Genomic DNA, 12,122 nt, shown 5'->3' on the forward strand with positions numbered 1-12,122 from the left:
CGATGGCGGGGCGAGGTTAGGTGATGGTGATGGGGGCAGCTAACGGGCCGCCAAGGGGCCGCGCGTTGCATAGACCGCTTCAGGACAGGGGATAGTGACTGGTCCCGCCCAAGCTCTCTGTAGCATTGCGCCTCAGCGCGGTTTCAAAAGTTGTTGGCTCGACGCGACAGCACTTACCGGACGTCCGCCTCTACCCCAGTTGCTTTAGTCCTAGCCTTTCAGGTGTCCAGCATGTCCCATTCATCTCCGAGCATCCAACGGATTGCAGATAGCTTACCGCTGAGCATGCCCCATTCGAAGTCAGTCCACGGGCCCAGTTCTTCTGGGTAACGTTGTTCTGCGGATTTCATAGCAGCAATCATCCCGTCCCATATTTCGTCGATGATCATTCCGCGCCGCTGTTCGGATGTGGCGGCCTCCCAAACTGCCCTCGGGACCCTCTTCTCCCTGCCGCTCTCGACAGCATCGATGATGCCCCACTTGCGGCCGTACCAAATCTGCGTTGTCAGCTTGTCCTCGGCTTCCATCAGATCGGAGAGTGGCCGGAACTCTCGTCTGAACTCACGCTCGAAGGTTATTTCTTCGATTAGGTCGCTAGGCTCCAGACCCATTGATTTCATGCTTTTCGCGTGATTCAGGCTCCTCAAGGAGACCTGATCGATGAGTAATCTTTACTGGCTGAGCGACGCCCAGATGGAGCGTCTGAAACCGTTCTTTCCCAAAAGCCATGGCAAGCCCCGCGTCGATGATCGCCGTGTCCTCAGCGGCATAATTTTCATCAATCGCAATGGGTTGCGGTGGTGTGACGCGCCGAAGGAATACGGCCCGGCCAAAACCCTCTACAACCGCTGGAAGCGCTGGAGCGACAACGGGGTTTTTGCCCGGATCATGGTCGGCCTTGCCGCCGAGAGCGCCGAGCACAAGACGATCATGATCGACGCGACCTATCTCAAGGCACACCGCACGGCCTCAAGCCTTGGGGTGAAAAAGGGGGGCGCGGGCGCCAGATCGGGCGCACCAAAGGCGGTATGAACACCAAGTTGCACGCTGTCGCCGATGCCAACGGGCGGCCGATCGGGTTCTTCATGTCGGCCGGCCAGGTCAGCGATTACACCGGCGCGGCGGCGCTGCTGGGCAGCCTGCCGAAGGCTGGGTGGCTTCTGGCCGACAGGGGCTACGACGCTGATTGGTTCAGAGACGCGTTGAAAGACAAGGGGATAAAGGTTTGCATCCCCGGACGGAAGTCCCGCAAGAAGGTCGTCAAATACGACAAGCGGCGTTACAAAAGGCGTAACCGCATCGAAATCATGTTCGGGCGTCTGAAGGACTGGAGGCGCGTCGCAACCCGTTATGACCGCTGCCCGGAAACGTTCTTCTCAGCTATTATGCTCGCCGCAACCGTCTTGTTCTGGCTGTGAAACTCAATGAGTCTGGAGCCTAGCGTGCTCGTTCAGGAACTCGCCGATATTGGTCGAATAGCGCGAGTGCGCCTCGTCAAACAGAGCAGCTAGGTCCGGATGCGGCAGACGTGTATCAGCACCCTTCTGGCTGAAATCGTGGATGTTGTGGGTGATGAAGGCAAGTACGTCGTCTACCTTCCGGCACACGAGAGCGTCGATATACGTCTCAATAATGATCGCGTCTCCAATGCCATTGATCTGCCTGTGGAAAGGCGCAACCTTAGCAATGGCTCGATCGGCGGCACGGGTCTTTATGTCGTTGCTGGCTGGGATCGATTCAGTTGTGGCAAAAAGTCTCTCAATCAGGCTCACAGCTTCGTTCACTGCTTCTCCGCCAACTGAAATGCGGTGATCGATCTCGTTTAGGCGACGAAGGACCTCGTCACGTCCTTCCTTGGGGCTGAACTGTGAGACAGCATCTTTTACCCGCTTGAAATGACCCGACAGGCTCGCACGGGTCGATGCCATCACTCGATCGCGGTTCCGGGCAAATTCCGCTGCGATAATCTGGGGCAGGATCAATTCAACCTCGCCGGCCTCTATCATCGCGGAAAGAGCGTCGAGCAAAGGCATATGGCGTGGGTCCTTCGTGAGATCCAGCCATACAGATGTATCGATCAAAAGCCTGAGTTTCATCCTTGCTCCATATGAAGGTGAAAGCACAGCCGTAGCACCTAACTGCCGCTCCGTCCTGCAGAGCAGACGTTCTTAGATCAAGTGCATCGCGCCCCAGGCCGACAGCGCAGCCGCAGCGAAGATCCATGCCCGCCGCTCCTCGCGCGCCAATTGGCGCAGCCAGTCAGGCATTGGGTGTCCCTCCCATGCGGCGGGCGTGCGCGTCGATCGCGCCGAGGATCAGCTTGGCCAGCGACATTCCGGCCAGCCCTGCCGCGAAGCCCGCGGCCCCGGCGGCGTCCCCCGTCAGCGCGCCGAACCAGCGCTCCAGGACCGCCAGCATCAGCGGCGAGGCATAGAGCGACATCAGCCCGCCCGCGACGACGGACACCGCGCCGTCGCGCAGCTTGCGCCGGTCGGCCATGAGCCAGCGGACGAACCCGCCCGAGACCCCGGCCAGGAAGGCGCGGCCAGCCTCGCCCGCGATCCAGGTGGCGCAGGCCGCGAAGAAGAAGGCGATCTGCTCCAGCAGACCGGACGACGCAACGGGGGGCATGGGTAATCCTTCTGGTCTGAATGCGCGGACCGCTCACATGCCCAGGCCGTAAGGCTCGTTCAGGCGCGACCGGATGATGGGGATGCGGGCTGCGTAATCGCCGCCCTGGTTCAGGTAGAGCGTGCGGTAGAGCCGGGCATTCAGGCCCGATGTCAGGGACTGCCCCGCCGCGATCCGGTTGACGCCGAAGGTGGTGAAGGGGTTCGCCACCGACCCGCGCTGCTGGCCGTTGACCCAGACCGTGATGTTGCCGCCGGGCGTCATCTCGATCTCGTAGAGCCGCAGCGCGGCGGCCACGGCGGGCGAGAGGTCGATCTGGGCGTTCACGAAGCCCGTCCCCGGGTTCCGGTTCACGGTCATGCGGTCGCCCGCGGTGTTCAGGAAGATGTTCGTGACCTCCCCGCCGACGTTGCGCCCAAAGAAGTTCTGGTTCGAGGTGAGGGCCAGAATGTCGGCTACGATGAACAGCCGGGTGTCGACCAGCTCGACGCGGCTGGCGATGTCGAACCGGTTGTTCGGATCCAGGGTCACATAGGGCGGCGTGACCGGGATCGTGCCCGAGACCGCCACGTCGAACTCCGCCCCCGCGCCGCCGCTGTTCGCGACGGCGGTCAGGTTGCTGCCGGAGGCCGCCCCCGAGGCATGGAGGTGATCCATCGGGATCTGTCCCGCGCCCGTCCCGTAGAAGTCCCGGATGTCGATCGAGCTGGTCACGCTGGCCGGGCCCGCGCCGATGGCGTTCACGGAGCTCAGCGTGAAGGTGTCGCTGGCGGCATAGACAGCGGCGAGGAACACCTCGCGCACGGCGGCATTCGCGTCCGCCAGAAGCGCTTGGAAGGTGGCGATCTGAGTGGCGGTGGGCTTCCGGGCCATGGTCCGTCCAATGCGGAGTAATGTGATGATTGGATACCACCGGGCGCTGATCGGACGATGGTAGGTAGGCAGCAGTCGAGCGGAGCGACCTGGCGGACCCGGATCACGCCCCGTCTGCTGAAGGTAGCAAGCAGCTTACCACTGAGATGTCGTCACGGTCCAACCACCGTAAAAATGGAGAAGCTGCTAGGCTCCAGACCCATTGATTTCATGCTTTTCGCGTGATTCAGGCTCCTCAAGGAGACCTGATCGATGAGTAATCTTTACTGGCTGAGCGACGCCCAGATGGAGCGTCTGAAACCGTTCTTTCCCAAAAGCCCTGGCAAGCCCCGCGTCGATGATCGCCGTGTCCTCAGCGGCATAATTTTCATCAATCGCAATGGGTTGCGGTGGTGTGACGCGCCGAAGGAATACGGCCCGGCCAAAACCCTCTACAACCGCTGGAAGCGCTGGAGCGACAACGGGGTTTTTGCCCGGATCATGGTCGGCCTTGCCGCCGAGAGCGCCGAGCACAAGACGATCATGATCGACGCGACCTATCTCAAGGCACACCGCACGGCCTCAAGCCTTGGGGTGAAAAAGGGGGGCGCGGGCGCCAGATCGGGCGCACCAAAGGCGGTATGAACACCAAGTTGCACGCTGTCGCCGATGCCAACGGGCGGCCGATCGGGTTCTTCATGTCGGCCGGCCAGGTCAGCGATTACACCGGCGCGGCGGCGCTGCTGGGCAGCCTGCCGAAGGCTGGGTGGCTTCTGGCCGACAGGGGCTACGACGCTGATTGGTTCAGAGACGCGTTGAAAGACAAGGGGATAAAGGTTTGCATCCCCGGACGGAAGTCCCGCAAGAAGGTCGTCAAATACGACAAGCGGCGTTACAAAAGGCGTAACCGCATCGAAATCATGTTCGGGCGTCTGAAGGACTGGAGGCGCGTCGCAACCCGTTATGACCGCTGCCCGGAAACGTTCTTCTCAGCTATTATGCTCGCCGCAACCGTCTTGTTCTGGCTGTGAAACTCAATGAGTCTGGAGCCTAACGCACTTTCACTTCTACGATCGGTATCAACACGGTCCCCGGCAACGACATTCGTCCAGTCCTCGAGCTTCAGCACTGTCCCGAAATCGGTGGCTGAAGCCATCCTTGCCGCATTGAGCAAGCCGGACTTGGCGCGCTTTTTCAACGAAGCGAACTCCAAGGCCATGAAGTCGACCTCTTGGTCGGGAGAGGGTATAAGCCCCAACAATTCGAGGCATATTGCGCTCGTAGAAACAATCATTGGAAACCGCGACCAATTTGCTCCAGACGAGTTTTTCATCGAGACTCATCTCGAGCATGGCGCGATCATCAAGACCACCATTCCCGCATTGGGTTCAAAAGAGGCCTAACTCCGCTCGACCAAGATGGCAGGGTGAAGAGTTCAGCGGCAGCGAGACCAGATGTGTTTCACCGGTCGCCGCTGTCTTGACCATTCACTGGGGTCCTCATCCGATAGAGAAGCCCCGCGCGGGGCGGGGCGTCAGGTCGGGGCGGGGTGGGTCAGCGGCGGGCCATCTCGTCGACCGCGCCTGCCAGCCACGCGGCACGCAGCAGGTCGTCGAAAGGCGCGAAGTAGCTGTCCGGCAGCGCCAGGATCAGGCGAACCATGGCCTCGTCTCTGCGCATCAGCGCGCCTGCCAGGCATATGAAGCGGTATCGGACCATGCCGCAGCCTATGCGGCGACCTCGACCTCGTAAAGCAGCGCCGTGCCGCCGGGCTGCAGCGGTGCGACGCGGGCGATCTCGTGCTGCCCATCCGGCAGGGTGATCCTGTCGCCCATGCGGGGCGCCTCGCCATCGGCCGCGATCATCAGGACCCGCACTGATCGGGCGATCAGCGCGCCGCCGTCATCCCGGCTGTAGCGGGTCGTGGCCGTGTCCTCAACCACGGTCACCGGGAAGGTCTGTGTGACGGGATCGGCCGGGCCGTCCCATTCGCAGCGCGGCCCGGTGGCGGTGCTGCGGGTCAGCGTGGCGGCATAGCCGACCTCGGCCAGCGCCTTGGCCACCTCGGCCGCGATGGCCTGCCAGTCTTCGATGGGTGCGCCTTCCGAACTGTGAGAAACGCCGGGTCAGCCGATGGCCCGCGGGAACGCCCCCGTGCCGGTCGGCCAGATGAGGCCCGCGAGCAGGCCCTCGATCGTCGCGATGCGCGGGACGAAGGCATCCGGCGCGCTGGCATCGCCGATGCGCTCCCAGGTCACCTTGCCCACGCCGATCAGCACCTTGTCGGTGGCGGGGATCGAGACCGGCGACAGTGCGCCGGGCTTGCGCGCCTCGAGGACGGCCGCCTCGATCACGGCCAGCCGCATGGGCTCCGGGGTTTCCCCCTCGGGCCATGCCGCGCGCCAGCGGGCGTTGAAGCGGGCCGCGACATTGCGCTGACCCCGCATGATCGCCTGCCGCTGCAGCGTGGCGTCGGCGGGCCAGCCTGCCGCGCCGCCGGCTGCGATGTAGGCCGTGGCCTCGGTCTCCGTCACGACCGGAACGGCGAAGCTGAGCATGATGCCTCCTGCGCTTTGGATGGCGGCCGACGCGCGGCCGCGCACCGAAGGTCAGGCCTTCGCCTTGGGCTTCTTCGCGGCGTCATCGGCCGCCTTCTGCGCCTCGATCGCCGCGGCGATCTCTTCCGGGGTGCTGCGGGGCTGATAGCCTTGCGGCGGGTAGTTCTCGGCGCGGTAGCCCGGCGCGACGTATTCCTCGACGGTGGGGCCGGGGTTCTGGCCGGTGGCCCAGTCCTTGCCCTCGGTATCCTCGCCCACGACCTCGCACTTGTTCAGCAGCGAGGCCGGGATCCGGTCGCCGGACACGGGAACGATGGTGCCGACCTCGACGGGCTTGCCGTCCTTGTCGTGGTAGCCGGGCTTGGTGATCTTCAGCTTCATGGGTGCTCTCCCTGGGCGAAGGGCAGGGCCTTGGCGGCCCCGCCCGATGATCACGGCGTCGACACCGCGACGGCCAGGTCGCCATCGGCGTCAGGCTTCAGCGCGACCGCAGCGGCGGCCAGGATGACGAAGTTTTATTCGTCCTCCGGGTTCGCCTGGAACTGCGCGCGGGTAGTGACCGGCATCGCGTTCAGCACCTGCAGCACGCGGCGATCCTTGACCAAGGCGATGATCTGGCCCGAAGCCAGCGTCGGCGCGGGCAGCAGGGCCGCAATGCCCTCGATCTCGCGGATGCGCTGCGCGATGGTCTTCGCACAGTTCGCCGCATGGTCGATGTTGGTGGCATGGAACCAGTCGGCCGCGTTCAAGTAGACCGTCACCGGCGCCCAGATGTTCGCGTCGCGCAGCAGCTTGATGGTCCCAGCGATCTCGCCGGTCTGCGACCCGATCAGGATCTTGGCCGGGATGCCGAGGAAGGCCCCGAAGGACAGGAGCGGGATCGCCTGGAGATGCTCCGGGCTGGGCAAGGTGACGTTCGGCGTCCGGGCCTGCATGCCCTGCAGTATCAGCAGCCTGTCGAAACCGCGCTGCCATTCCTCAACCTTGTCGTTCATCGCGTTGGCCAGTTCGCCGGCCGGCACGCCCATCTGCCCATGATCATCGACAGCTTCGACGGCGGCGGCGGGGCGTCGACCGGGATCGAGCTGGCCCTCGGCCGCAGCCCGGACGTGGCGATCAACCACAGCGCCAAGGCGCTGGCCCTGCATGCCGCGAACCACCCCGAGACGCTGCATCTGGACAGCAACATCTGAGACGTCGATCCGCTGGCGGTCACCCGGGGCCGCCATGTCGGCCTGCTGTGGGCCAGCCCGGACTGCAAGCATTTCAGCAAGGCCAAGGGCGGCGCGCCGCGCGATCGCAACATCCGCGATCTGGCGTGGGCCGGGGTCCCGTGGGCCGAGTTCGCCAAGCCCGACGTGATCTGCATGGAGAACGTCGAGGAGTTCGTGACCTGGGGTCCGGTCGACAATGACGGCCAGCCGATCAAGGAGTTCGCGGGCCAGACCTTCGAGCTCTGGATCGGGCGGCTGAAGAAGGCCGGATACAAGGTCCAGTGGCGCGAGCTGCGGGCCTGCGACTATGGCGCGCCGACGATCCGCAAGCGCTGGTTCCTGGTCGCGCGGCGCGACGGCCGCCCGATCGTCTGGCCGAAGCCCACCCATGGCAACCCGGCCTCGGCCGAGGTGCGCAAGGGTAGGCTGCAGCCGTGGATCGGGGCGGATACCTGCATCGATTGGTCGCTGCCCTGTCCGTCGATCTTCGACAGCGCGGCCGAGGTGATGGCCAGGCACGGGCTGCGCGCGATCCGCCCGCTGGCGGGCAACACGCTGGCCCGCGTGGCGCGCGGCATGAAGCGCTATGTGCTGGATGCCGAGCGGCCGTTCCTGGTCAGCCTCAAGGGCACCGCGCGCCGCGACAGCGCGGTCAGCGCACCACATCCGACCGTGCTGGCCGGGGGCGGGCACAGCGCCCTGATCGCCCCCAGCCTCATGCGCACCGATATGACCAGCGCAGTGAAGCGCAACGGCATCTACTCGCTCAAGGATCCGGTGCGCACGCAGATGACGTCGCAGAGCTTCGCCCTGATCGCCCCCCTGCTGGCGACGATGCGCAACAGCCAGAAGCCGTGGCAGCGCTCAGACGACCCGGTCCACACCATCACCGCGGGCGGCGCGGGGCTGACTGTCATCGCCCCGGTGCTGACCTACGCCCAGCAGGGCGGCGGCAACCGGGCGGCAACCGACCCGCATCACACGATCTGCGCCAGCAAGAAGGACCAGAACAGCCTGATCGCCGCGACCATGGTGCAGACCGGCTATGGCGAGCGCCCGGGCCAGCACCCTCGCGCCCTGGACGTGGCCGCGCCGCTCGGCACGGTGGTCGCGGGCGGGGCCAAGCATGCGCCCGTGGCGGCGTTCCTGGCGCAGCAGAATGGCGAGCCACGGATGGAGGCCCATGCCGGGCACGACGCGCGGGATCCGCTGTCGACCGTCGCCGCCTCGGGCAGCCACCAGACCCCGGTCGCAGCCTGGTTCGCCAAATACTACGGCACCGGCGACGGCGCCCGGACCGACGAGCCCTGCCACACCGTCACCGTCAAGGACCGCATGGGCCACATGCAGGCCGAGCTGGCCGCACCGCCCTTCGCACCCGAGCATCACGCCCGGGCCCGCGCCGTAGCCGATTTCCTGCGCGCTCACGATGCCTGGGACGGGGGCGAGTTCGTCACCCTGACGATCAGCGGCGCGACCTATGTCGTGATCGACATCGGCATGCGGATGCTGACCCCGCGAGAGCTGTTCCGCGCCCAGGGCTTCCCGGCGGATTACGTCATCGAGGGGGTCTGGGACGGCCTCGACACCGCCAGCCCGACCTGGCGGCCCTTCGCCAAGGACGTCCAGGTCAGCTGCTGCGGCAACAGCGTCTGCCCGCCGCTGGCCGAGGCGCTGGTCGCGGCAAACTGCGGGCATCTGAATGAGACCCGAACGGATGAGGAAACGGCATGAAAATCATCCGCCGGATCGAGGTGTTCAGCCGCCAGATGCGGGCAGGGTGGGCCAACCGGGGCCATGAGGCCGATGAACTCGAGGAGGCCAGCTGATGCCCCGCCAGGCGATTACATTCGCACCGCGCCTGCTTCCCACACCGGAGGCCGCGGCGTATCTGGGGGTCAGCGAGACCATGCTGCGAGGGCATTCTATCCCCCGCAAGCTGCTGGGCGGCAAGCGCCTGTACGATCGGCTGGTGCTTGACGAGTTCGCGTCCAGCCTACCCAGCGCGGGCGAGGAGAAGGGGAACTCATGCGACGCGGTCTTCGGGGACTGAAGGGGATCAAGGTCGTCACCAAGGCTGACGGCAGGCAGTACAAGTATCGCCGAGCTTGTGCCTCTGTCGGACCTTCCGGGGAACCATCCTGACTTTCTGGCGGCCTATGGCGCCGCAGCCGCCGTGAAGCCCAAGCCACGCCACCAGGAGGGCGCCTTATCGGCCCTTTGCGTGTCCTACCTTGCCTCGCACGACTACAGGCGGATGGCGGACAGCACCCGCGCGGCTTGGCGCCGGACGCTCGACCGGATCAGTGCTGATCGAGGCGCCGGGTTGGTACGGGATCTTCGGTCCGATCATCTTCGAAAGGACATTCGCGCCCTGACGCCGGGGGCTGCCCAGAACCGGCTGAAGGCTTGGCGGTCGATCCTGAAATTCGCAGTTGAAGAGGAGATGATTCCGTCTGATCCCTCGGTCGGCGTGAAGGCGCAGCGGGGCGAGGTCAGACCACACCGCCAGTGGACATCGGCCGAGCTGGGAAAGTTCAGACAGCACTGGGCTCGGGCTCACCCGACCGGGTCGTCTTCCAAGTGATCTACTGTACAGGCGCGCGCTGTGTCGACGCCGTAGGCCTTGGCTGGCAGCGTGTGTCTGATGACGGGTGGCTTTCGCTCGTCCATGCAAAGACCGGTGGCCCGGCGACATGCCCGATCACGGCGCTGCCCGGATGGGCTGCACCGCTGAGCGCTGATCACGCGCTGCTTCTGGCATCTGTTCCCCGCGATCGGATGATCTGGATCATGACCCAGAATGGCAAGCCGCGGAGCGTGAAGGGGCTGTCTCAGTGGATGAGCGTGGCCGCGTCGGCGGCTGGACTGCCCGATGACTGCACTGCGCATGGCCTGCGTCAGGCCCGCGCGGCGGCACTCGCCAAGGCAGGCGCGACAGCCTCTTGATCGGTGCCTGGACGGGTCATGCGAACCTGTCGGAGATCTCTCACTACACCCGCCAAGCGGACCAAAAGGGCGTCCTTGGGGCGAAGCGGGAACGCGAAGGTGGAAACAGGATCGCCCAGCTTCCAAAATAGCCAATAAAGGGCAATAAAATCAGTGCCGATTTTGAAAGATGGTGCACCCGAAGGGATTCGAACCCCTGGCCTCTGCCTTCGGAGGGCAGCGCTCTATCCAGCTGAGCTACGGGTGCACGCAGCGCCTGATTAGCCGCTGAGGCCAGGCGGTGCAATGGTGAAATTAGCCCTGCGCCGCGTCCAGCGCGCGGATGATCGGGACGAAATCCTCGGCCTTCAGGCTGGCGCCGCCGACCAGCGCGCCGTTCACATGCGCGATGGCGAAGATCTGCGCCGCGTTCGAGGGCTTGACGCTGCCGCCGTAAAGCAGGCTGACCGACGCCCCGTCGGGCAGGCGTTCGCTGAGCCGCGTGCGCAGCAGGGCGTGGACCTCGGCGATCTGGTCGTCGGTGGGAGTGCGGCCGGTGCCGATGGCCCAGACCGGCTCATAGGCGATGACGGTGTTGGCGGCGGTGGCGCCGGCGGGCAGCGACCCGTCCAGCTGCCCCGCGATGACGTCCAGCGTGCGGCCCGCATCGCGTTCGGCCTCGGTCTCTCCCAGGCAGACGATGGCGGTCAGGCCGGCGGCCAGGGCGGCCTCGGCCTTGGCGCGGACGGTGGCGTCGGTCTCGCCGTGATCGGCGCGGCGTTCGGAATGGCCCAGGATCACATGCGTCGCGCCCGCGTCGCGCAGCTGCGCGGCCGCGATGTCGCCGGTATGGGCGCCTGACGCGGCGGCGTGGCAGTCCTGTCCGCCGACATGCAGATCGCCCGCCGCGACACGCGCGACCATCGGGTGGATCAAGACGGCAGGGGGGCAGATCAGGACCGCGCAGGAGGCATCCTCGGCGGCCTCGACCATCGCGTCCAGCTGCTCAAGCGCGGCCAGATCGCCGTTCATCTTCCAGTTTCCAGCCGCGAGTTTCCGAACCGACATCCTGTCCTCCTGACGTTGCGTCGAAGGCTTAGCCAGAGCGCGCGCCGCTGGCAACCGTCAGCTTTGGGCGCGGCTGCCCTCCAAGGGCGCAAAGGCCACGGATTCGCCGCAGCCGCAGCTGTCGGTGACGTTCGGGTTGCGGAAGCGGAAGCCCTGCTCCAGCAGGCCGGTCTCATAGTCGATCTGGGTGCCGAACAGATACATCTGCGCCATGGGCGCGATCAGCACGCGGGCGCCGTCCAGCTCGACCACCTCGTCGTTGGGCGTGGCGGTCTCGGCCATCTCCATCGTGTATTCCATGCCCGCGCAGCCGCCCTTCTTCAGCCCGATGCGCAGGCCATAGGCGTTCTTGCCCGCCATCAGCTGCGCGATCCGCGCGGCGGCGGCGGGGGTGATGGTGACGGGCGGCGTGCCGGGCAGCGAGAACATGGCGGTGATCCTTTCGGGGGTCACTGAAACATAGTCATCCGGGGGGCGCGGGTTCAAGCCCGCCCCCGGCGATCACATGAAGCCCAGCTCCAGACGCGCCTCGTCGGACATCATGTCCATGCCCCATTGCGGCTGGAAGGTCATCTCGACATCGACCTGCTTGACGCCGGGCACGGCCTCGACGGCGTCGGCGACCCATCCCGGCATCTCTCCGGCGACGGGGCAGCCCGGCGCGGTCAGGGTCATGATCACCCGCACCTCGGAGGCGTCGTTGATGTCGATCGTGTAGATCAGGCCCAGATCGTGGATGTTGACCGGGATCTCGGGGTCATAGACGGTCTTGCACGCCTCGACGATGGGCTCGTAGAGGGGATGGTCGGTCGAAGACGGCGCGATCAGGGGCGCGCCTTCCATCAGGGGTTCGGTCATCGGAGCATCCTTC

Annotated in this window: 19 protein-coding genes and 1 tRNA gene; 8 read left to right on the forward strand and 12 right to left on the reverse strand. The window is 65.4% G+C overall.

What is annotated here, in order from left to right:
• Positions 1-218 precede the first annotated feature (218 nt).
• Positions 219-620 carry a hypothetical protein gene (locus AACG61_RS05780; RefSeq protein WP_411839052.1) on the reverse strand — a complete coding sequence of 134 codons (402 nt, stop codon included), beginning with the start codon at positions 618-620 and terminating at the stop codon, positions 219-221.
• Between the two features lie 40 nt (positions 621-660).
• On the opposite strand from AACG61_RS05780, the gene AACG61_RS05785 reads away from it, so the two are divergent.
• Positions 661-1,418, forward strand: a protein-coding gene (locus tag AACG61_RS05785; protein ID WP_411836744.1) for an IS5-like element ISPaes2 family transposase whose coding sequence is annotated in 2 segments (ribosomal slippage) — positions 661-985 and positions 985-1,418 — 759 coding nt in all. Because the reading frame shifts where the segments join, the coding sequence is not laid out codon by codon here.
• Between the two features lie 3 nt (positions 1,419-1,421).
• On the opposite strand, the gene AACG61_RS05790 is transcribed toward AACG61_RS05785, so the two are convergent.
• The 3 genes from AACG61_RS05790 to AACG61_RS05800 all read right to left on the reverse strand — a co-directional run bounded on the left by AACG61_RS05790 (position 1,422) and on the right by AACG61_RS05800 (position 3,504).
• On the reverse strand, positions 1,422-2,096 hold the full coding sequence (locus tag AACG61_RS05790) for a PIN domain-containing protein (RefSeq protein WP_411839053.1): 675 nt from the start codon (positions 2,094-2,096) through the stop codon (positions 1,422-1,424).
• A 163-nt stretch (positions 2,097-2,259) separates the two neighbouring features.
• Positions 2,260-2,631, reverse strand: a complete 372-nt coding sequence (locus tag AACG61_RS05795) for a hypothetical protein (protein ID WP_411839054.1) — start codon at positions 2,629-2,631, stop codon at positions 2,260-2,262.
• A 33-nt stretch (positions 2,632-2,664) separates the two neighbouring features.
• Positions 2,665-3,504 carry a hypothetical protein gene (locus tag AACG61_RS05800; protein WP_411839055.1) on the reverse strand — a complete coding sequence of 280 codons (840 nt, stop codon included), beginning with the start codon at positions 3,502-3,504 and terminating at the stop codon, positions 2,665-2,667.
• 252 nt (positions 3,505-3,756) lie between these two features.
• Between AACG61_RS05800 and AACG61_RS05805 the strand changes: the two genes are divergently transcribed.
• Together AACG61_RS05805 and AACG61_RS05810 are read left to right on the forward strand one after the other, a co-directional pair.
• A protein-coding gene (locus tag AACG61_RS05805) for an IS5-like element ISPaes2 family transposase (RefSeq protein ID WP_411837732.1) occupies positions 3,757-4,514 on the forward strand; the annotation gives its coding sequence in 2 pieces (ribosomal slippage) (positions 3,757-4,081 and positions 4,081-4,514; 759 coding nt in all).
• A 111-nt stretch (positions 4,515-4,625) separates the two neighbouring features.
• Positions 4,626-4,886 carry a hypothetical protein gene (locus tag AACG61_RS05810; protein WP_411839056.1) on the forward strand — a complete coding sequence of 87 codons (261 nt, stop codon included), beginning with the start codon at positions 4,626-4,628 and terminating at the stop codon, positions 4,884-4,886.
• A gap of 324 nt (positions 4,887-5,210) precedes the next feature.
• Here the strand turns inward: AACG61_RS05810 and AACG61_RS05815 are convergent, their stop codons facing one another.
• The 4 genes from AACG61_RS05815 to AACG61_RS05830 all read right to left on the reverse strand — a co-directional run bounded on the left by AACG61_RS05815 (position 5,211) and on the right by AACG61_RS05830 (position 7,069).
• The gene (locus AACG61_RS05815) at positions 5,211-5,546 is read right to left on the reverse strand and encodes a hypothetical protein (protein ID WP_411839057.1); all 336 of its coding nucleotides are present in this window, start codon (positions 5,544-5,546) and stop codon (positions 5,211-5,213) included.
• Positions 5,547-5,609: 63 nt separating this feature from the next.
• A complete protein-coding gene (locus tag AACG61_RS05820) occupies positions 5,610-6,041 on the reverse strand; it encodes a hypothetical protein (RefSeq protein WP_411839058.1) in 432 nt (143 codons plus the stop codon).
• A gap of 51 nt (positions 6,042-6,092) precedes the next feature.
• Complete coding sequence (locus AACG61_RS05825; protein WP_411839059.1) at positions 6,093-6,422, reverse strand: hypothetical protein; 330 nt, start codon at positions 6,420-6,422, stop codon at positions 6,093-6,095.
• Between the two features lie 134 nt (positions 6,423-6,556).
• Positions 6,557-7,069 (reverse strand): major capsid protein, encoded by a 513-nt coding sequence (locus AACG61_RS05830; RefSeq protein WP_411839060.1) that lies wholly within the window; start codon positions 7,067-7,069, stop codon positions 6,557-6,559.
• 6 nt (positions 7,070-7,075) lie between these two features.
• Here AACG61_RS05830 and AACG61_RS05835 point away from each other — a divergent pair, with 6 nt between their 5' ends.
• The 5 genes from AACG61_RS05835 to AACG61_RS05855 all read left to right on the forward strand — a co-directional run bounded on the left by AACG61_RS05835 (position 7,076) and on the right by AACG61_RS05855 (position 10,204).
• Positions 7,076-7,234 (forward strand): hypothetical protein, encoded by a 159-nt coding sequence (locus AACG61_RS05835; protein WP_411839061.1) that lies wholly within the window; start codon positions 7,076-7,078, stop codon positions 7,232-7,234.
• A gap of 45 nt (positions 7,235-7,279) precedes the next feature.
• Positions 7,280-8,989, forward strand: coding sequence for a DNA cytosine methyltransferase (locus tag AACG61_RS05840; RefSeq protein WP_411839468.1), 1,710 nt, complete (start codon positions 7,280-7,282; stop codon positions 8,987-8,989).
• 94 nt (positions 8,990-9,083) lie between these two features.
• The gene (locus AACG61_RS05845) at positions 9,084-9,308 is read left to right on the forward strand and encodes a DNA-binding protein (RefSeq protein WP_411839062.1); all 225 of its coding nucleotides are present in this window, start codon (positions 9,084-9,086) and stop codon (positions 9,306-9,308) included.
• A gap of 204 nt (positions 9,309-9,512) precedes the next feature.
• Positions 9,513-9,842 (forward strand): hypothetical protein, encoded by a 330-nt coding sequence (locus AACG61_RS05850; RefSeq protein WP_411839063.1) that lies wholly within the window; start codon positions 9,513-9,515, stop codon positions 9,840-9,842.
• Complete coding sequence (locus tag AACG61_RS05855) at positions 9,839-10,204, forward strand: hypothetical protein (protein WP_411839064.1); 366 nt, start codon at positions 9,839-9,841, stop codon at positions 10,202-10,204. The genes AACG61_RS05850 and AACG61_RS05855 overlap by 4 nt, the downstream gene beginning before the upstream one ends.
• Before the next feature lie 170 nt (positions 10,205-10,374).
• On the opposite strand, the gene AACG61_RS05860 is transcribed toward AACG61_RS05855, so the two are convergent.
• The 4 genes from AACG61_RS05860 to AACG61_RS05875 form a co-directional block, all read right to left on the reverse strand.
• A tRNA-Arg gene (locus AACG61_RS05860) sits at positions 10,375-10,451 on the reverse strand.
• 47 nt (positions 10,452-10,498) lie between these two features.
• Positions 10,499-11,251 carry a triose-phosphate isomerase gene (gene tpiA / locus AACG61_RS05865; RefSeq protein ID WP_411839065.1) on the reverse strand — a complete coding sequence of 251 codons (753 nt, stop codon included), beginning with the start codon at positions 11,249-11,251 and terminating at the stop codon, positions 10,499-10,501.
• Between the two features lie 57 nt (positions 11,252-11,308).
• Entirely contained in the window at positions 11,309-11,680 is a 372-nt protein-coding gene (locus AACG61_RS05870; RefSeq protein ID WP_411839066.1) for a HesB/IscA family protein, read from the reverse strand.
• A gap of 72 nt (positions 11,681-11,752) precedes the next feature.
• A complete protein-coding gene (locus tag AACG61_RS05875; protein ID WP_045981535.1) occupies positions 11,753-12,109 on the reverse strand; it encodes an SUF system Fe-S cluster assembly protein in 357 nt (118 codons plus the stop codon).
• Between the last annotated feature and the right edge of the window lie 13 nt (positions 12,110-12,122).

This window comes from Paracoccus sp. ME4, assembly GCF_046736325.1.
Classification (GTDB): Bacteria; Pseudomonadota; Alphaproteobacteria; order Rhodobacterales; family Rhodobacteraceae; genus Paracoccus.